Annotated in this window: 20 protein-coding genes and 1 pseudogene; 9 read left to right on the top strand and 12 right to left on the bottom strand. The window is 33.2% G+C overall.

Going from position 1 to position 18,715, the window contains the following annotated elements; translation table 11 throughout:
- Positions 1–140 precede the first annotated feature (140 nt).
- Complete coding sequence (locus TERY_RS37440) at positions 141–233, bottom strand: hypothetical protein (protein WP_370497280.1); 93 nt, start codon at positions 231–233, stop codon at positions 141–143.
- A gap of 140 nt (positions 234–373) precedes the next feature.
- Here TERY_RS37440 and TERY_RS18745 point away from each other — a divergent pair, with 140 nt between their 5' ends.
- The gene (locus TERY_RS18745) at positions 374–676 is read left to right on the top strand and encodes a DUF6464 family protein (RefSeq protein ID WP_063823351.1); all 303 of its coding nucleotides are present in this window, start codon (positions 374–376) and stop codon (positions 674–676) included.
- Between the two features lie 286 nt (positions 677–962).
- Here the strand turns inward: TERY_RS18745 and TERY_RS18740 are convergent, their stop codons facing one another.
- Positions 963–1,526 (bottom strand): NUDIX domain-containing protein, encoded by a 564-nt coding sequence (locus tag TERY_RS18740; RefSeq protein ID WP_011613264.1) that lies wholly within the window; start codon positions 1,524–1,526, stop codon positions 963–965.
- Between the two features lie 252 nt (positions 1,527–1,778).
- Between TERY_RS18740 and TERY_RS18735 the strand changes: the two genes are divergently transcribed.
- Together TERY_RS18735 and TERY_RS37435 are read left to right on the top strand one after the other, a co-directional pair.
- Entirely contained in the window at positions 1,779–2,828 is a 1,050-nt protein-coding gene (locus TERY_RS18735) for a fatty acid desaturase (protein ID WP_011613263.1), read from the top strand.
- A 226-nt stretch (positions 2,829–3,054) separates the two neighbouring features.
- Positions 3,055–3,264: pseudogene (locus TERY_RS37435) on the top strand (ISKra4 family transposase); the annotation flags it as partial.
- Positions 3,265–3,993: 729 nt separating this feature from the next.
- On the opposite strand, the gene TERY_RS18730 reads toward TERY_RS37435, so the two are convergent.
- The gene (locus tag TERY_RS18730; RefSeq protein WP_011613262.1) at positions 3,994–5,493 is read right to left on the bottom strand and encodes a site-2 protease family protein; all 1,500 of its coding nucleotides are present in this window, start codon (positions 5,491–5,493) and stop codon (positions 3,994–3,996) included.
- 71 nt (positions 5,494–5,564) lie between these two features.
- Here TERY_RS18730 and TERY_RS18725 point away from each other — a divergent pair, with 71 nt between their 5' ends.
- The 5 genes from TERY_RS18725 to TERY_RS35375 all read left to right on the top strand — a co-directional run bounded on the left by TERY_RS18725 (position 5,565) and on the right by TERY_RS35375 (position 9,679).
- Positions 5,565–6,188, top strand: coding sequence for an MBL fold metallo-hydrolase (locus TERY_RS18725; RefSeq protein ID WP_011613261.1), 624 nt, complete (start codon positions 5,565–5,567; stop codon positions 6,186–6,188).
- A gap of 15 nt (positions 6,189–6,203) precedes the next feature.
- Positions 6,204–6,668, top strand: coding sequence for a hypothetical protein (locus TERY_RS18720; protein WP_011613260.1), 465 nt, complete (start codon positions 6,204–6,206; stop codon positions 6,666–6,668).
- Between the two features lie 881 nt (positions 6,669–7,549).
- Positions 7,550–8,569 (top strand): alpha/beta fold hydrolase, encoded by a 1,020-nt coding sequence (locus TERY_RS18715; RefSeq protein ID WP_011613259.1) that lies wholly within the window; start codon positions 7,550–7,552, stop codon positions 8,567–8,569.
- Between the two features lie 89 nt (positions 8,570–8,658).
- On the top strand, positions 8,659–9,264 hold the full coding sequence (locus tag TERY_RS35380) for a saccharopine dehydrogenase family protein (RefSeq protein ID WP_196797120.1): 606 nt from the start codon (positions 8,659–8,661) through the stop codon (positions 9,262–9,264).
- The gene (locus TERY_RS35375) at positions 9,251–9,679 is read left to right on the top strand and encodes a saccharopine dehydrogenase family protein (RefSeq protein WP_196797119.1); all 429 of its coding nucleotides are present in this window, start codon (positions 9,251–9,253) and stop codon (positions 9,677–9,679) included. The genes TERY_RS35380 and TERY_RS35375 overlap by 14 nt, the downstream gene beginning before the upstream one ends.
- A gap of 430 nt (positions 9,680–10,109) precedes the next feature.
- Here the strand turns inward: TERY_RS35375 and TERY_RS18705 are convergent, their stop codons facing one another.
- Both TERY_RS18705 and TERY_RS31210 read right to left on the bottom strand, forming a co-directional pair.
- Entirely contained in the window at positions 10,110–10,247 is a 138-nt protein-coding gene (locus tag TERY_RS18705; RefSeq protein ID WP_011613258.1) for a photosystem II reaction center protein K, read from the bottom strand.
- 319 nt (positions 10,248–10,566) lie between these two features.
- Positions 10,567–10,749, bottom strand: a complete 183-nt coding sequence (locus TERY_RS31210; protein ID WP_011613257.1) for a hypothetical protein — start codon at positions 10,747–10,749, stop codon at positions 10,567–10,569.
- A gap of 1,233 nt (positions 10,750–11,982) precedes the next feature.
- On the opposite strand from TERY_RS31210, the gene TERY_RS18695 reads away from it, so the two are divergent.
- The gene (locus TERY_RS18695; protein ID WP_052845840.1) at positions 11,983–12,336 is read left to right on the top strand and encodes an STAS domain-containing protein; all 354 of its coding nucleotides are present in this window, start codon (positions 11,983–11,985) and stop codon (positions 12,334–12,336) included.
- Between the two features lie 462 nt (positions 12,337–12,798).
- On the opposite strand, the gene TERY_RS18690 is transcribed toward TERY_RS18695, so the two are convergent.
- The 7 genes from TERY_RS18690 to TERY_RS18665 form a co-directional block, all read right to left on the bottom strand.
- A complete protein-coding gene (locus tag TERY_RS18690) occupies positions 12,799–13,356 on the bottom strand; it encodes an Npun_F5560 family protein (protein WP_370495839.1) in 558 nt (185 codons plus the stop codon).
- Between the two features lie 868 nt (positions 13,357–14,224).
- Complete coding sequence (locus tag TERY_RS31205; RefSeq protein WP_081432489.1) at positions 14,225–14,386, bottom strand: transposase; 162 nt, start codon at positions 14,384–14,386, stop codon at positions 14,225–14,227.
- Positions 14,387–14,496: 110 nt separating this feature from the next.
- A complete protein-coding gene (locus TERY_RS31200; protein ID WP_063823350.1) occupies positions 14,497–14,775 on the bottom strand; it encodes a hypothetical protein in 279 nt (92 codons plus the stop codon).
- Positions 14,776–15,551: 776 nt separating this feature from the next.
- On the bottom strand, positions 15,552–15,905 hold the full coding sequence (gene rpsF, locus TERY_RS18680) for a 30S ribosomal protein S6 (RefSeq protein WP_011613254.1): 354 nt from the start codon (positions 15,903–15,905) through the stop codon (positions 15,552–15,554).
- 117 nt (positions 15,906–16,022) lie between these two features.
- Positions 16,023–16,496, bottom strand: a complete 474-nt coding sequence (locus TERY_RS18675; RefSeq protein ID WP_011613253.1) for a Tic20 family protein — start codon at positions 16,494–16,496, stop codon at positions 16,023–16,025.
- Between the two features lie 741 nt (positions 16,497–17,237).
- A complete protein-coding gene (locus tag TERY_RS18670) occupies positions 17,238–17,435 on the bottom strand; it encodes a hypothetical protein (RefSeq protein ID WP_011613252.1) in 198 nt (65 codons plus the stop codon).
- A gap of 228 nt (positions 17,436–17,663) precedes the next feature.
- Positions 17,664–18,545 (bottom strand): methyltransferase domain-containing protein, encoded by an 882-nt coding sequence (locus TERY_RS18665; protein WP_011613251.1) that lies wholly within the window; start codon positions 18,543–18,545, stop codon positions 17,664–17,666.
- Between the last annotated feature and the right edge of the window lie 170 nt (positions 18,546–18,715).

Raw genomic sequence — 18,715 nt, 5'->3', positions numbered from 1 at the left:
TTATCGTTCATTGACATTCTCCCGACGCTGCTCTACGAGACAGGGCAGGCTTCCCTAACATTACTGTTGGTGGCTTTCTGTCTGATAGCGCCTGCCTTCCGAAATTTACTCCCTTCAGGTCTTACAGTCGCGACCCAGACTTACACTACTCTTCCAGCAGCCAAAATATTGATGCTTGGGTTTATATCCCTATCACGACGACTACAACATTCTGGACAATTCCACTCCCTGATATTTCGAGCTAATTCCTATACTACATAAATACAAGAAGAAAGTTTTCAGTTTTCAAAGATGACAAATCTCTAAACATTTATCCACCAATAATTTAAGATTGATAGAATAGATTTGCACTTGTAATAAACTCAGAATAAATGTGTTTGGAATATTACTAATTTTTTTGATAAGCATAACTCCTTGCTTATTTTATGCATGGACTTTCCATAAGCTGGAAGCAAGGACTATGGAAAGACTTAACTCAGCTAGATTAGTTGTAAACTATAGAGAAATAAGAGCTATATCTAGTCAACCAGAACAAGAGTATATTGAAGGAGTAGGATACATAATAGGAGACCTAACTTGTAAATTTAATGCTAGGTCTTCTTATATTCGTTGTGCAGTTAACCCTATTGGACCATGTAAAGGTTGTGGTCATTATCAGTCAATAGATATTGATTAGTTTAAGTGATTTATAGGAATTTCTATCTCTGGTAATGAGTGAGATACAAAGTTCCTTGGTTTTAGGAAGTAGGGAGCAATAATTTGCATTTGGTAGGAATAGAAAATTCAGAAAAAAACTATACCTCAGTAACTTGAAAAGCCCTATAATACCAACTTCTCTCAAAAGTAATTACTTATAAACTTATACTGATCATCTCAAACTTTATAAATCAAATAAATTCAAATAAATTTGATATAATGATATAACCAATATAACTAAAAATAAAGTCAACTAGGGAAATAGTTCATCCTAATTTATTGTTGCGCAAGTATTCTAATCCTAAAAATATAGCTGCGATAGTTCCACAAACATTTATGTCTGTCATCAATACTCTCTGAAGAACCTCAGAAACAGGTATTAAGACCACTTCAATTTCTTCTGTAATATCAAGCTCTTGTTTTTGAGATTTGATCACATTTTTAGCAGCAAAGAAATGAATAGAATTAGTATCTTTAACAGGATTATCATATAAAGTTTTTAATTTAATTAATTTCTCGGCAACATATCCAGTTTCTTCTCTCAATTCTCTCATCGCAGCTACTTCAGGAAACTCTACTTGAGGATTAAAATATCCTGCCGGTAACTCTAATAAAACTTTACCTACTCCATGTCTATATTGACGGACAAATACAATTTCTTGCTGATCAGTCACAGGAAAAACAAGAACAATATCTTGCCTAACATTAACAAAAAAATCATCTATAATTTTACCATTCGGTAACTCAACTTCATCCTGTCTTACTTGACACCATTGATGATTAATTACTAACCTAGATTGTAAAAGCTTCCATTTTTTTAAATTAGTCATATAAAACTTCACCTACTCCATATCTATATTGACAGAAAAATACAATTTATTGCTGATCAACCATAGGAAAAACAAGAACAAGAAGAATATCTTGTCTAACATTAACAAAAAAATTATCTATAATTTCATTTCACCATTCGGTAACTCAATTTCATCATATCTTACCTAACACCATTAATGATTAATTAATTACTAACCTAGACCGTAAAAGCTTCCATTTTTTTAAAGTAAATCAGTTATAAATCAATAGATATGAGTAAGCATTTAATAAACTCAACTAGACTAACCCGAGATTTACAAAAAGTAACCTCCGACTTGCATCAAATTAACTCTTTTACTGGACTAATTCGCTTTATTGTATTAGGTTTTGCTTTCTTCAGTTTAGTTACAATAGCATGGTCAACATCTAATAATTTTTTATTTTCAGGCATTAGCATTTTTGCAGCACTCGTGTATGCTTTCTGGTTAATTTGTACCCATGATATGACTCATCAAACTTTAACTGGGTGGAGATGGTTTGACAGTATTATGCCTAGACTAATAAGTTGGCCGATGCTGTGGCCTTATAGCATTTATGCTGCACTGCACCAACTACATCACAGCTGGAATGGCAGTGACTTACGAGACCCAGAAAGGGTACAGTGGACCTGGGAAGAATATCACAATTCTTGTCTTCTTGTACAATGGTATGTGCGTCATCAATGTAGTATTGATATTTTTCTGGCAGGAGGAGTAGGGTTAATTATGAAAACCTTCATTTATGGTTGGCGTTACCGAAAGTTACTTTCTCGCCTCCAGCAAAAAATATTTCTAGATGTAGGAGGGATGGCATTATTCCATGGAGTTATGCTCGGTTTTGTCATTACAAATGGGTTACTATTGCGCTATTTACTATTTTGGTTAATCTTAGAAAGAGTAATTGGTATTGTGATGCAAACCCGTGACCATTTAGAACATTATGGACTTTGGGGCAAAGCTAAAACTTATCAACTTACTCAACTTTATGCCTCTCGTAATCTTCAGGAAAATGATATTATTGGATGGTTAATAGGAGGGTTAAATTATCATGGAGTTCATCATGCTTTTCCTGGTATCCCTTTTAATAATTTGCCAGACGCTTTTCATCGTATTCAAGGAGTTTTAGAAACTTATAATCTTCCTTTAATGAAATTTGAGCATAGTTATTTATATGAAACCTTCTTGTTAAGTCGTTATTCTGCTTTGATATGCGAAACTAAACTCTTAGAATTTACTTCAAATAATCAGATTATTTATCCTCAAAATAATCTGCCTTCAAATTAATAATTATAAAAACTATAGATACTGGAGAGTACAAAGTTTTCCCAAAAAACTATTAGCTTTTAAAGCTAATAGTTTTATAGCAATATAGCTAGCTTAGATTATTTATAGTTGTTTTGAAAAAGTTTCTTACCTTGAGATAGCTCTGAGCTAAAGTTCGCAATAGTTATTCCCAGAATTTCCCATTATCTAATATAAATAAACTTTGATCATATAAAAAAAACTCATTATACGATACTTGATAAAGCATCAATTTCCCATTATTAACTACCAAGCCAGGCAAGCAATAGGAAATTCAATAGGTTCAGGAGCTGTTTAATCTCTAGTCAAACAAATTGGTTTATGGCTTAAATTATTAGGGGCAAAATGGTCACAAAAAAATTTGTCCCGTATACTTCAGCATTGGTGTGCTTATCTTAATGGTGCTTTTGCTGCTTGATTTTAATGTTGGATAAATGCGATCGCAAAAGCCAAAAAACAAGGATGCTTTACAGTTCAAGTTTACCAATAAATTAACTAAATGGTTTAAGTATTCCCTCTTCTTGAGTACAGTTATTTATCCCTTAATAAATTGAGATGAACCTAGTTAAAGTTTTATGAAAAGTTTACTATTTTTCCTATCAATACTAAGCAAAAAAAAAATTTAGCAGAACATCAATATTAGCTTTTAATTAAAGAAAATTTTTGTTCTCAATTTATCTTATTTACAACATATTCTGTAGTTAATAAGGTACAGTAGCAACAATATTAAAAATAGTTTTTGCAGTGGTTATTATCTAATAATTAAAAACTAGCAAATATTAGATTGAGCATTTTAGCTTGGCTGTGGTGTATACAAACCACGCAAAAAACTTTTGACTTAGGAGTACCTACTATAATTCTATGGGATTAAAGTTTAGTGATTAGGGTTGTAAATTAATTATACTTGTGCTAACTGATTTAATTAATGGTTCAATTATTTTCAATTTATAGCTAGGTATATTTGCCATTATTACTACTATTCTTTACCCTAAATTAGGCATCAAAAAATATTCTACAAAAACTATTAATGCTTTACCATCTATTGATATATTAAGCGTTATTAACATTACCATTTTTATGAGAATAATTACTCAAATAACTGTGTTTTTTTGCCTAAATAAAATTATGAATAATCTATAATTTAAAACTATAAACTTAACCATTGTATTACCATCTTTGGAGCAGGCAATAAAATTAATACTAATAAACCTAGCATTAACAATCCTAAAAAGTCACGTTGATGATTTAGTTCACTAACATCATTAAGAGCAGGTTCATCAGCAAGAGGCAGTAAAAATAAAAAGATTGCTAAGAATAAATATTCCTTATTTATAAAAGCTAATAGTAATAATAAAAAACGCGAAATTTGACCAATTACCATGGCAGTGCGTTGCCCAAACATAGCATGCACTATATGACCACCATCAAGTGGTCCAATAGGCATTAAATTATATGCAGTTACTATTAAACCTATATAACCAGCTACTCCTACTGGATGTAGATTTATAGCTTTATTATAAGTTAACTTTGCACCTAATGCTAATTTGCTCAATATAGTTAATAAAAAAGAAAAAGTGGGATTTAAGGAATCTAGAGATGAGATTCCTGAATCTTCAGAAAGAGGAACAATACTAGAGTGAGATAAACCCCAAATTAATAGGGGTATTGTAACTATTAATCCGAGTATAGGGCCTGCTATACTAACATCAAATAAAGACTTACGATTAGGTACGGGACTTTGCCACCGAGTAAATGCTCCAAAAGTTCCAAACCAAAACGGTGCTGGAATAAAACATGGTAGAGTTATAGGAATTTTGTATAGTTGAGCTATTATATAGTGACCAAATTCATGGCATCCTAGAATAAAAATTAGAGCAACTGCGTAAGGTAAACCTTGGATTAATGAGCTAGGGTTATATTTTATAGTATTCTCAGAAACACCAACTATTTCTTTAGCTCCTACTAATGTAGTAGTGAATAAAGTAATTAGTAATAATCCTAAAGCCAAAATTATACCTTTTTTATATTCAGTAGAATCTTGAGTTTTATTCTTACTACAACCAGGGTTAGGAACTAGGGCAAAGAAAGGTTTACCTTGAAAGCTATTTTGAAATACTACTAAGAAGCGATCGCCAAATTTTCCTTCTACATTTTCTCGTACAGTTTTATAAGCAACTTCAGAGTTAGAACGTAACTGACCTCGACAAATAACTGCTTGAGGTTTATACTCTAAGTTCCGTAGATAGTAAACTGTCCAAGGAAAACAATTTCGGAGGTTGGTTTCTTCTGTTTTGTCTATTGCTAGTTTTGGTAAAGTTTGCTTGGTAGTTTGAGTAGAGTCGATTTCAGTTTGACTATTGTAGCTACTATTTTCGATTTTTGATTTATCTGATTTACTTGGTACATTACGCCCCCATTGTAGCAATAACCAATATAGACAAGGACACAAAACAAAAGGAATAATAATTAACCCTGGTGGTACTTGTTTTTGAGGATAGATTAACATCCAAGTTGTCCATATTAAAGACGGTGTCATCATAATTAGCCATAATATCCAGATAGGAGTATGAGTAATTTGACTTACACTACGCTGCAATATAAAGTATGTAATTAACCCCAACAAAATTAAAATTAATAAAAAAAGCATAATATATTTGTTTTGCTGATATTGTCTATTTCTAATTAAGTAATCATACTGTCTTGATACAACAGCCCTTTATGTCTAAAGCTCCCCAGTTTGTCCTAGAAAATATTTTTGCTTTTTCGCCAAATCGGGATACTCTAGGAGGAACTTCTTATTTTATTGTAGAGAATCAAAACAACATTCTGATTGATTGTCCTGCTAATAATGAAACAAATCAAAAATTTATAATGGCACAAGGAGGAATAAAGTGGTTGTATATTACCAATCGTAGTGCTATTGGCAAGGCAAAAGCAATTCAAGCAGCTTTCAAATGTGAGATTCTAATTCAAGAACAAGAAGCTTATTTATTGCCTGGACTAAAACCAACGACTTTTGAGTATGAGTTTAATTTAAGTCCACATACTAGTGTTTTCTGGACTCCTGGTCATTCTCCAGGTTCATCTTGTCTATATTATTCGGGGAATGGAGGGGTATTATTTACAGGTCGGCATTTATTGCCGAATCCTCAGGGGGAACCTGTCCCATTACGTATTCCTAAAACTTTCCATTGGCCTAGACAGGTTCAAAGTGTTAAATTTTTGATTGACCGATTTTCTTGTGAAACTTTAAAGTATATTTGCCCTGGTGCTAATACTGGTGCCTTGAGAGGTAAGCGAGTAATTGACTCAGCTTATGATAAGTTAGTTTCTAGGAACTAAAAATTATAATACTCTATGGCAACTATCACCGCTTATCCCAATGCCCCAGATTTATCTGCTAGTGATTATTTAGTTATTGGTCTAGCAACCTGCTTTGTCAAACAAGATGGTGAAATCTCTCAAGTAAAAATTGTTGAACCAATACCATCAGCAGCTCTTGAAGCTATTGTTAAAGGAATACCCACTTCATATGAAATAGCTTGTGGAACAACTTTAGGCAAAGTATTATCTGGAGAAACACCTTTACTACCTAAAGATTTTCCCCCAGAAGCTCAATTCTCAGATAATTTTGCTGAGAGAGCGATCGCTGCTACTCGCACATATAAAATTCATCCTGAAGTTAAATCTTTGGTTCCTCTAGGAAGTCGTCGTGATGACTTCAACTATTCTCTAGAACGTAAACGAATATTAAATGCAGAAAACATTGTTAGTAATGATGACAATGTTAAGCAACACGAATATACTCACAAAGTTCTTTAATAGCAGCAATTACCGGGATATCTTGAAATTTTCAACTCGTCAAGAATTATTTGGACTAATACACCAAGCCTCGTGGTTTATTCACTTTTATTGCTGAATACTAACCTTAAAGTAAGCTGTTATGCATTTAAACTGCATATTTTTTTCTGTTTATGTGTAAGAATATAACCCTGATTAATTCTGAGTTCTGAGTTCTTACATGGTCTAACCCATTTTAGCAGATACTAACTATATGCAAATTTTTCGTTGGCTTCCACGTCTGTCTTTTGTCTCAGACTGCCGGTCCTGTAACTAACAACAATAAAGATAACATTAATTTATTCAAAAAAACTAAAAAGTTGTCCTAGAAGGGTGGAGCTTGAAACCAAATTTTTCGGTAAATTAACAGCCAACAAATAATGTTTTAGTATTTCTACCAATGAGGAATAAAATAAAGCCTGAGAATTTAATAAATTTAAAAGTGGGCTAGCAAACCTCACATATATTTGCTTTTTAGCTGTAACTAAACACGAAAGAAAAAAGCGCTCTGCACAATTTTAGGTATATTCTGCCAAATCCGGGTTAAAAGTACCAGTTTTGAAGAAAACCTAGAATATACCCTGTGAATTTGATGAAATATCAAATGGGAGAAGAATATCTAACCAAGAAGCAAACGAGTAGTTAAAGTAGATCTGTTCCAGTAAAAATTTTGATGAGGTAGAACTTAACAAAATTCAAGACAATATCCACCCTGAAGGTGTATTAGTTTTAACGGCACGCCAGAGTTTCTTACCTAAACTTCAGAAAGTCCTAGACCAACCAGAATGGACTCCTATTGATTCTAAAGTGATGCCAATTTACGATGACCCTATTTATCTTTTAGCGTACAAAATTCGGAAACAATGAGTTCAGAATTGAAAAGGCTCGAGCAGATAAATGAAGAATTGGTAAGAGTTCCTAATTTAACCCGCCATGAATTACTAGGTATGAAAGTGATTCAAGAGAGCCAAGAATTGGTTCATCGAGTTGGTGCTACAAACAAACCTACACAAAGTCTTCCATTCACTAAATTATATCTGCCGATGGCCTTCACAGGTATCTTAGAACCAAAGAAGTTAGTTGATAAGACTCATCGTGCAATCCAAATCCTATTACCTGGTACAGGAACAACCTTTTCTGTTGCCGAGACCTTATGCGATGTTGCAGGCACTTTTCATGGCCGAAAAAGCAAGAATCGTGGAACTGGACGAAAAAGCAACCAAAGTTTATTAACTGAATTATTACCTGAGGGTGAGACATTCCGTGTGGCTTCTTTTCCTGCCGATCTTCCACTTAACGGCATGGGTTCAGATGCTCCATTTGAATTTGCCAGCGAGCATGGTCTTATGACAATAATTCGCCATGTTCATCTTGTATTGTCGCGACTTTATCCTGATCGCCCAGTTTTTATTGCTGGACGTAGTCAAGGTGGTATAGCAGGTATAATGTATGCACAACATTATCATGACTTGGCTGGAGCAATAGCAGTTAATCCACCACATCCAGATCCAGAACTATTTCAATTTACTGTTCAATATTTGGAGGAGAAAGCTGGAATTCTAGCAGATCTTCTCCATGCTCCAGGTGTCACTTTACACGATTATAGTTGGGAAGCCTACAAGACTTTCACACCGAACTTTAATTATCCATCTAGACCATCTCTATCTCCAATCCTAATTTTGGTTAGCTTGGGCGACCCTTTCAATTTATTTCCTCAGTATCTTCATAAGCTGCAGGAATTTGCAGAAAATGACGAAAAATGTAAGTTGCATATACTTGATGCAGGACACAATCTTTGGGATAGGAAATCCGTGGATACATATCAAGATGTAATTAATTTGCACATCCAATTTATGTTGAACCAAATTAAATTCAGATTGTAAAAACTATGTACCATGTCACTATATTAGGAACTGGAAAAATTGGGTCGGCGATCGCTAAACTTTTACATTACAGCAGTGATTAAATCATAATGGTTAGGGATATAGAACCTGAAGCTTTAGAAAGCTTAACAGCATCTTTGCCTGTCAATGCCTTTTCCATAGATATAAGTGATGAAACTACTCTGACAAAAAAACTAGAAGGCCAAGATTGTGTTGTCTCTGCTTGCTCCTATGAAGTCAATCCTATCATTGCTAGGGCTGCAGCTAAAGCTAGGGTCAGTTATTTTGACTTGACTGAAGATGTAGCAACTACCAATGTAGTTCGTTCTATTGCCAAAACAAGTCCTAATAGTTCTATCTTTGTACCTCAGTGCGGACTTGCCCCTGGGTTTATCGGTATCCTTGCTAATCACCTGTGTAGTGGTTTTGAGAAGCTTGAAGATTTAAAAATGCGTGTAGGTGCTCTACCGCAGTACCCATCTAATATGATGATGTATAACCTCACCTGGTCTACAACCGGTTTAATTAATGAATACTGTAATCCTTGTGAAGTTATTCATAATGGTCGTAAAGTTGAGGCCATACCCTTAGAAGAAGAGGAGTCTTTCTCCCTAGATGGAGAAAATTACGAAGCATTTAATACTTCTGGTGGGAACTCTTTGCGAAACTCTCGAGGGCCAAGTGCGCAATCTTAACTATAAGACCCTGGGTTATCCCGGTCATCAATATCTGATGAAATTTTTAACCAATGAATTGGGTTTAAGTGACCGCCGAGAACTTCTTCAAGAAATATTGGAAAATGCTATACCTATGACGAAGCAAGATGTAATAGTTATCTTCTGTTCTGTAAATGGTTGGAGAAATGGTTATCTTGAACAAATCAGCGATGTCCGCAAGATTTACCCCATAAGCTTGTATGGAGAAATATGGAGTGCTATCCAGCTTACAACTTCTGCCTCCCTTTGCGCTGTGTTGGATATGTATCTCAATGGAAAAATCATCCAAAGTCGTTTCCTCAAACAAGAGCAGATTAGCTTAGATGCTTTCCTGGCCAATCGCTTTGGTTGGTACTATACCCAAAAAGACAGAACCCTAGTAGATTTTAGATGAATTTTGGTCTAGGTCGGTCTAGGTCTAACAAAGTATGAAAATAAAAATTGAATAATTCCGAATATTTATTATTCAATAGTTTAGCAACTACCAAAAAATACAAATCATACCTGAATTTACCAACGCTTTTTGGTCTATAAAGTAAAAATTCAGGTTAGCAGCTAACAAAATTATCCCAATTACTTAAATACAGAAATTAGAGGTGATTTGTAAAAATAGAATTATAACCAAGCAAAGGGATATAGTTGTCGCCCACCCTCCCACAACACTTCAATCAAGAAATAAAACAAAAATCAAGCAAAATGAAAAATCCAGAGAGAATTTACCTCTCTAGATGAAAAACTTAGTATCTGTAAGCTTCCACAGTATTATGTTCACAATTTTACTAACAATGAAAAAGGAAGCAAATAACTTTTGAGAGATTTTATTTTTATCTGAAACCTACTGCTGCTTGCCATACAAAAGCTAGCAACAAAAAGAATACAGGAATTACTGGTAAAACATCGACTAACGGATTAAAAACTGAGTAAGCTTCTGGCAGTTTTGCCAATAGCATTGCTAATTCCATAACATCAACCTACCTTTTTTTCCACAAAAAAAATTTTATAACATTTAGTATATCTTAATGTGCACTCTTTATCTCAAAATTTATATCTTTGAAAATCTAAAAATTTAAATCTCAAGTAATAGAAATATTGGCCTTTATAAATGTAGCAATGCAATGAATCTTTGAGGGACAAAAACATATTAAAACTTGAGGTAGTGAATTAACAGCCAAATAAAATGTTTAAGCATTTCTAATAATCTGGGAATAACACAAAATCTTAGGATATAACTATGCTGGAATTTATGGGAATTTATAAGCCATAGACTTGTTGCTTTATAACTTATAAAAATCCCCAAAATCCTTTGTCTTTTTTTCCTGCACTATGTTGATGAGTACTAATAATGCCATTGATCATGTCATGTTCGTTTTCTAAATTCTCAGCTAGAGTTTGAAATAGTTTTTCCCATACCCCTGAATAGCTCCAACGACTAAAACGAGTATTGACGTTTGCCTTAGTCCCCAAATCTTTTTGGTAAGTCTCTGGTTCGGAATTCCATGTCTATACACATATAAAATAACTTTCACAAAGAGGTGTTTGTCTGCTGCTGTCCTCCCTCAAGTTTCTTCACGCCCTAGTAGTAAATTTTGAATGGATTCTTATTAGTCGTTCCTTTTTCTATAATGTCTAGTCATGTATTGTCGTTTAGAGCAGTCGGCGTACATAATTATGGTTATAAGTATTCTTTCATATCATAATATACCGTAAATGTCAACCCCTTGAATTGATGACATGTACTGGGATCAATGCTATTAAGTATTAAAGATAAAAGTCTATATTCTAGGAGCTAATGGCCATTTTACTCTAATCATTCTATGACGATCATCTTGTCCAGTACAAAAAAGATAAACTTCCCATTATCAATTCTCAAAGAGTTGCTGTGATCAAATTACATAATAAGAATTTCCAATGAAGCATTTGAGCGTTTCTAGCTAAAAGTACAACAAAAATGCTTCATAAAATCACAAATCTATTAAAATCAGCTAGATTTTTACTGAAGCGAATTTTTAACACTCAGAAGTTTTGCTTCTTAATCCGGAATGGTCAACCACCATACTTGCAAAGCTAATGTCCACAACTATTACCGAGTATAGTTCCCATAATTGTACAACCCAAATCTACCAATAAGTTAACCTCCATTCCAAGGAGGAAAACCTCTGAAAAGAGTAACCATTTTTTCTTCTGGTATAGGTATATCTACATTTTTTTCCAAGGCTATCCCCAATAAAATAGCTAGTTAACTATATTGATCAGCTATGAGCTGATTTGTGTATAGTGATACAAATTATTATTAAATAGGACTTTACTTCCAAAGTTGACTTAATAAAATTGATAGTGGTGTACAAGTAGTGATTTCTGTAGTTAGACTTCTGAGAGTGAAAAAAGTTTACTTATAAACATAAGTATATCTACAGAATTACCATAAAATTTATTATTTATTTATTTATTTTTTACGATCATGTTAGTTAGTAGAATAGGAGGAACTAACTTATGACTTAAGTCATCTTGATGTAGATAAGAGATATAGCAGTTCTAATATTAATAGGGATAATAAAAAGAATCAAAGCCTTACAAATCAATACTTTTCATTTTTGAATTTTGAGTTGTACTTCCGTGATTTTGCACTACAAAAATTATCTTCTATTTTATCCTTATTTTTAGAGTAAACTAAAAAACTAAACTACTTCTTTTTGATTAATGGTGATACCTATGAAAACTGTTGATATTGATATCAAATATATTATTTTAGTTCCGCACCAACACTTAGACCTGAACCACGCAAATGATATGAAGGAGCAATTTATATCTCTACGAGGAAAACCATCCAATTTTTGGATTGTTGATATGGCAAATGTCGAGTCTATAGATAGTTCTGGTTTAAGTGTATTACTTACTGGTTTAGACATAGCTCGTAAAGATGGTTATCGTTTAGTGATTTGTAACCTAAATCATCCTACAGTTAAGCTAGCTTTTGAGATTGCTCAATTAGATAGAGTTTTTCAAATGTTTAGTAATCTTGATGAAATTTTTTCGTACTTTAACTTAAAGTAAGCATAATGGTGTAAAGGCCAATAAAATTGTCCCAATTACTTAAATACAGAAATTAGAGATAATTTACAAGAAAGAGATTATACTCCTAAGAAAAGCGATCATAGCTCCCACACTTTCTCCGCCAACCCCTCAAGAAATAGAAATCAAGAGCCGAAGGACTTTGAGTGATTAAGGATTTGTATAACGCTCAAAAATCTTGCTGAAGAACAACACCATAACTAGCAGTCATAGCTACCAGTCACTTTACCCCTAGTTACTGGTAAACGCAATGACTTCTCTTTCCAATTTTGATTGAGAGACACTCAGGGATGGCCGAGAAAATATAATTATTGGTGAGATTAGTCTTCCATATGCTTTAAGCATAGCAATTCTATATGGCCTACTTTGCCAATCTAATTTATTTGGCTTTTTAGTGATGGTTAGAGAAAAATTGGTATCAACCCCTGGCCATACTTACTAAAATCAAGCATTACCAAGTGTAGGCATTTCTACAGAAGAATCAGACTGAGCAGGATCAAAAGCAGGTAGATCAAGACCACTAGTTTGACGGTTTCTAACTGCTAGACGATAACTAACACTTTGTAACTCTGTATGAAGCTGACGGTTTTCCTTTTGCAACATTTCAACTTTTTCCAGCACTTGTGTAAGTCGATCAGAAAATTTCTGACGATATACTTCTGGTAGTTCTTGTACTACTTGTTCTAGCATTTGGGAGCGGTCTGTTAATTCTTGTACAGAATGACGCAAATTATATATTTCTGCATCTCGCTCAGAAATTTGTTCTTGATAAAAAGTTACTTGTTGTTCAACTTCATTGAGTTGTTCCTTTAAGCTTTGCATTTGAGACTGATAAGCTTCAGGAATAATAGGTTTTGGTACAATACTTGTATTTCCCTTAACTAAGCGAAAAAGTTCTTGAGACAATTGTTGAATTAATTGGTCTCGCATTTGTAGTTCTTCGTTAAGGCGAGAAAGTTCACCTTGAAGTTGTTGTGAATTTAATTTTTGCATTTGGCTCACTTTAGTTTAGTTCCTTATTATTCAGTAATTCTTTTATACTATTTCTAAATTGTATAGCCCCAATAACTAATAAAATAATAAATTACTGGAAGTGAGGAAAGTTTTCCCTTTATCCTTAATGTTACAGTTTTTATTTTTGAGTTAATCAAAAACTATTAAATATTTGAGTCTAAATTCTGATAGACTAGGTGATGTATAGCAATTGTCTTGACAGCATTAGCTTGGACAGAAGTTATACAAGAGGTAAATAGTAAAACTATTATACTCTGGTCATCTTGCTCTCTAAATACTTATCTCACGAATATAGTGAAGTGCTGTGAGGTGTTTAAAATTATTACAATAGGTTTAGTCTTGTTATATTAATACTAGGCAGTAAACATTTAACCTACTTAAAGATCTGAATATTTGAATTTGTAAGCATAATTGGTTGAAGTGATAGCTATTGGTTGCAAAGATCGCAAGATCGCATTGGTTGTATTACTAGCATATATCCTTTCTGAGAAACCTATAATTATCTATATAAATCCAGGATTATCTTATCATTATATTATAGATAACTTGTTCTATCCCTGTTTATACCTAGCAACGTTGGGGTTTCCAGATATCCCTGCACACGAGGATCAACTGCCCATCTAAGCTTGATTCACACTAGCATTTAAATCTCAATTGTAACTAAAACCGGAATGTTCAAAATTTATAACACTCTCCATTCAATACAAGGACTTTTTCATATTTCCACAATTAGAGCAGGTCAAAAAGCTAGGATACTATTTCCCAACAATTAATTATTAGTTGACAAGCGTATAATTCAAATTTGTAATTGCGCCTTTATTCTAAACTTGTAAAAACCCATATTAGGGCTCAGCTCTTAGTGCGGGGATGGGTTATGATGTAACATCATTCGTGATAAATTTAAGTCTTCTATTACTATTTGCTTGTGGTTAAGAACCAAATAAGTAGTTAATTTATGTAATGCATCTTTTCTGATATTAGTTATCCTGTTGTTTAACTGAGTTATCTTGAGTTGTATTTTCTTTGAATTGAAGAATCAAAAACTTAGTTTTACGCCTATTCAAATATTGCAATAAATAGAGTTTAGATTATAACTTTCAGATTAATTTAGCACTTTTAAATACTTTATCAGTCAATCAATTTCATACCTAAATCTACGTCAACTACATCTACTAATTTATCAAGAATTTTGGTTGCTGTTTCTATTTTAAAGCTTGCAAAACAAGGGCTTGCTTTTCTGCTGATAGTTACAAATTTAGGAGTTATATTATCTGGCAAGATTTTATAAGTTTTAACCCCTCCAATTATTGGTAATTTAATACAAACTACCCCTCTTGCTCCCCTCCTACTGACCAGATATTTGAGCAAAGCAATATTTCCAAACTTCTGATGAGTACCTGAAAGCATATTTAGGAGCGCATTTAAACAATTAATAGTACTAATAATTCTTAGGTTTAACTATTGATACCAGGAGTTTATGCAAGTCTATAACAGTAGAAAATTTAATTTTACTACTGCGATTATGTTGGTTATGATTCTATATATTTATGATTAACCATAAACCCCAATTTATTTGCATCACGGGCTACAGAGCTTGTGTTTAAAAAGTAAGGTTTTTTTGTTAGTTATTTGGGTCTAACTTAGTTTTATATCCTAGTAACATATAGATAGAAATAGAGAATTGGAGATTATTATAAATAATAGCGCATTATAGATAGTAGTTACTAGTCTTACTTAGTGTACTGAAGCTTTTCGTTTCCACCGAAGCTATCATATATATGGCAATATTCAGGAATAGTTTTTGAGATGTTAATCCTACTTTATTGAAATTCTCCCTAGGCTAAAGGCAAGGAGACTGAAACTAAGGTTGAGCGTCCTCGACAGGTTGATGTTTTGAACTTACTACACCCTCTGCGCTTTTTATGCTTCTGCTTTTTATGTCGTGAGAGTAAAACTTGACCCTAGTTAAACTCCTTGCCTCCACACCTATTTTTTGTCTCAAGCTATCAAGCTGAGAATAATTAATTAATGCTTAGTATAACATCTGTGTTTCTTCAAAAAAAACAACTAAACATTTGCCAGCTTATGGATGAGGCTTTAAACCAAATTTTTTAGTAATGCTGAATGGTAGTTGAAACTCTGACTATACTCTTGTAGAAAAAATTACAATGCACAATTAGCTACTATTCTGCTAATGCTACTGCTGGCTCTAAGTTTTTTTGAGTATCTGTTTCAGGAGTTTTGGGTAGTTCCTGTTTAACTGTTAAGTAACGAATCACTTCTTCACTTAAACGCATTGCCCTCTCTAAAATTGCTATTTGAGTAGGAGGCCCTTGGTAGTTCATCTGAATATATATACCTTCGCGTTGGTTATTGATCTCATAAGCTAAACGAAGTTTACCACGATGTTGAATTTTGATATCGTAAGCTCCCTGTTCCTCTAACATACTTTTATATTTTGTAATTGCCTGCTCTACTTTTTCTTCAGTCATATCTGGGCGCAGGATATACATTGTTTCGTAAATGAATTTATTCATGAAAATAATCTCCTTTTGGACTACATGGCTTCTAATAAAACCTATAATTGGAAGAAGCAAGGATGTTTAAGCTGAGAAAATTTTTGCTAACAATTTTAGTGCTTATCTGAAAAATTTTTAGCGGACTTGCATATAAACAGCATCAGAAATAGTTGGTATTTCTGCATAACGGCCAATTGCTGACTGAATTACTGTATAGATGAATGATCCTAAAATTCCTAGGAATATCATATTAGAAAGAGTCTCCAGAATAAATCCTCCTAAAGCACTGCCTAATACTGATAGAATTAGAGAACATAAAATCAAAACAATATCCAATAGAATGGCCTGCATCGTATTAAAACGAATAAAGTGAGATATATTATTATTTCTAACTACGAGTAAAAATAAAGCCAGAAATATAATGAAGCCAGAGAAAGGTATACCTTGGTAAATTTGTAATAAAGGTAGAAGAGGGATTAAAATTAGTTTTAAGGGAGGAAACTGTTGAAATAAGTATCTTCCATACTCTAATCCATCTAGTAAGGGTAATAGGTAAGGTAAACAGGCAAAAATTCGGTCTTGAACCGTTGTGGAACCACGCCAAGTCATGATAGACTTCTCCTAAATTTGGTTATATACAAATACATATAAATTCAGGATAGCGCAGTAATTATGTAAATTCCGACACTTAGTTGACGACTTTAATAATCACGTTTCCCTTCGGTTACCCTTGGATAAAAAAGAAATAAGTGGCCAAACCTAAAGACCTATTATTATGTCTTATTAGTTACTTACCTGGCTAATCTTAATTTTTTCTCTTAAGGTCTTTTTACAGACTGAGATTATAAGTAAACGTACCTGACTATAGTTTTATAGTAGCACAAAATTTGTAGAAACTGCAATTATTATTAGCTTCCATCTCAAGTATATCTTGTATGAGAGCCATGGTCTTTAATCAACCTTGATATAAAAGGTCTCAACTATATCTAATTACCCAAATAATTTCACTGTGGAATTAGCGGTTTCAATTGATAGGAAGTTCTTTAATCAAAGCTTTGAGTAGAATTTTTTTATGCCCTATTAGCTTCCTATTAGCTTGTTTAATAATTCTTATGAGCGAAGTTGCAACGATAAACTCCAAATAAATAAATAAATAAATAAATAAATAATAGGGTTTCACTTGCTTTTTTAGGTCAAAGCTAAGTTCAGAAAATTATGCAATTTAATAGCAGGTTGAAATCTTTTAAGGGTGATTATACATAAATCAAGCCAGAAATTTTCTGTTGAATTTTCGATGATATTTGTCACGACTAAATGCCACAAAATTTGAATTAATCTAATCAAAAGTAATTATTCTATCCTGTCAATACGAAAACCCATTTTACACTCATACTGACCTGGTTTAGTTTCTATTAATTTAGGAACTAGATGACTACAGCTAAGTTGACCACTTTTCCAACGGAGTTGACTACTTTGATATGCTAATAAACAACCTTGACAAATTCTTTGAGGAGCCAAAAGCTGATTTTCTATTAGAATAACTAACATAATTAAACTTATTAGAATATCTCAGAATATCCCATCTGATTTTTTAATTCTAATTAAAACCATGAATTAAGCTATATAGAAGAAAATGGGTATATAATTTAATATTTCATACCTTAAATTAACATTTAAGAAATTAACATTTAGGATATTTTATTCAAAGTAAAGTAAAGGGTAATCTCATGAAAATTTTATAAATTTTCTACTGATTTATACCAACTGAAAATCAAGTTAAGTATTTATTAATTGTTTATTGCCACGCAAGAGGCCAAATTTAATTAATCCTCGTTCATAGCCACGGCTCATTAATTCTAGGGAAATAGCTGCTTGAATAGTTGTCCAATTACTGAAGAGTAAACTAACAATAACTTTAGGGTCAAAAGCTGATTCAATTACCACATCCCAAAAGGGGGCAACAGCAGTTGACCAGTCAGCAATAGAGATATTTTGAAAGCTAATATTCTCGGCGATCGCTTCATACTCTGACAAAGAAATAACATAAGGTAAAGCATAAACCCGATAAATGTCAGCTAAGTGTCTGCGTTCATCATCAGTCAGTTGTCCTAAATAGCCATCTAGTGTACGATGACACCAAGTTGCCATAATTATCCTACCACCAGGTTTCAATACTCGATGACATTCTTGCAAAAATTTCTTTTTATTAGGCATATGCTCTCCACTTTCTAAAGACCAAACCAAATCATAAGACTGATCAGTAAAGGGCATATCTAAAGCATCTGCCACTATAAAATTGGTCTGTTGACTTAAGTTAGCTGACTCTGCACGTTCCTCAGCTCTTTTGGCTTGCACAGGAGAAAGGGTGATGCCAGTAGCAGTAGCGTTAAACTTTTCGGCTAAGTACAGTGTACTACCACCGATGCCACAACCTACATCAAGAATTGAGGTAGGGGGCCATAAACTTGATGCTTGATTTTCAGATCCCCAGTGAAGTAGTTCCTCAATCATATCTATTTGAGCTTGTCGCCTGGTTTTTTTCTGTTTGCCATCTGGACCATAGTAACCGTGATGCATATGTTCGCCCCATGCCTGTTCCCACAGACTGGAGGAAGCATCATAGAATTTTTGAATTTTTTCGATTAGAGTTGAGGTCATTTCAGTTATTACCTTATCAGTTATCACCTGATCAGCACTAACCTCTTAAGCTAGAGACTTGAAAACCATAATTTTCTTTTTTATCTCTTTGAAAAGGGAAGTTTGATATGTTTCTTTGTAGCTATAATTATAGACTAATTTTGGTTTTGACTTGTCTATAGATAAAAATA

The organism is Trichodesmium erythraeum IMS101 (genome assembly GCF_000014265.1).
In the GTDB taxonomy this organism is placed as follows: domain Bacteria; phylum Cyanobacteriota; class Cyanobacteriia; order Cyanobacteriales; family Microcoleaceae; genus Trichodesmium; species Trichodesmium erythraeum.
Note: the sequence above shows the minus strand (reverse complement) of the source record. Positions and strands in the feature narration are given on the sequence as shown.

What these genes read in the sequence shown, in the direction of transcription:
- TERY_RS18705 (WP_011613258.1), bottom strand. Translation starts at nt 10,247, where the DNA reads ATGGAATTAGCAATGCTATTGGCAAAACTGCCAGAAGCTTACTCAGTT.
- TERY_RS31200 (WP_063823350.1), bottom strand. Translation starts at nt 14,775, where the DNA reads ATGCTTTCAGGTACTCATCAGAAGTTTGGAAATATTGCTTTGCTCAAA.
- TERY_RS18720 (WP_011613260.1), top strand. Translation starts at nt 6,204, where the DNA reads ATGGCAACTATCACCGCTTATCCCAATGCCCCAGATTTATCTGCTAGT.
- TERY_RS18730 (WP_011613262.1), bottom strand. Translation starts at nt 5,493, where the DNA reads ATGCTTTTTTTATTAATTTTAATTTTGTTGGGGTTAATTACATACTTT.
- TERY_RS35380 (WP_196797120.1), top strand. Translation starts at nt 8,659, where the DNA reads ATGGTTAGGGATATAGAACCTGAAGCTTTAGAAAGCTTAACAGCATCT.
- TERY_RS18670 (WP_011613252.1), bottom strand. Translation starts at nt 17,435, where the DNA reads ATGTTAGTTATTCTAATAGAAAATCAGCTTTTGGCTCCTCAAAGAATT.
- rpsF (WP_011613254.1), bottom strand. Translation starts at nt 15,905, where the DNA reads ATGAATAAATTCATTTACGAAACAATGTATATCCTGCGCCCAGATATG.
- TERY_RS18675 (WP_011613253.1), bottom strand. Translation starts at nt 16,496, where the DNA reads ATGACTTGGCGTGGTTCCACAACGGTTCAAGACCGAATTTTTGCCTGT.
- TERY_RS18725 (WP_011613261.1), top strand. Translation starts at nt 5,565, where the DNA reads ATGTCTAAAGCTCCCCAGTTTGTCCTAGAAAATATTTTTGCTTTTTCG.
- TERY_RS18715 (WP_011613259.1), top strand. Translation starts at nt 7,550, where the DNA reads ATGAGTTCAGAATTGAAAAGGCTCGAGCAGATAAATGAAGAATTGGTA.
- TERY_RS18735 (WP_011613263.1), top strand. Translation starts at nt 1,779, where the DNA reads ATGAGTAAGCATTTAATAAACTCAACTAGACTAACCCGAGATTTACAA.
- TERY_RS18665 (WP_011613251.1), bottom strand. Translation starts at nt 18,545, where the DNA reads ATGACCTCAACTCTAATCGAAAAAATTCAAAAATTCTATGATGCTTCC.
- TERY_RS18695 (WP_052845840.1), top strand. Translation starts at nt 11,983, where the DNA reads ATGGTGATACCTATGAAAACTGTTGATATTGATATCAAATATATTATT.
- TERY_RS18740 (WP_011613264.1), bottom strand. Translation starts at nt 1,526, where the DNA reads ATGACTAATTTAAAAAAATGGAAGCTTTTACAATCTAGGTTAGTAATT.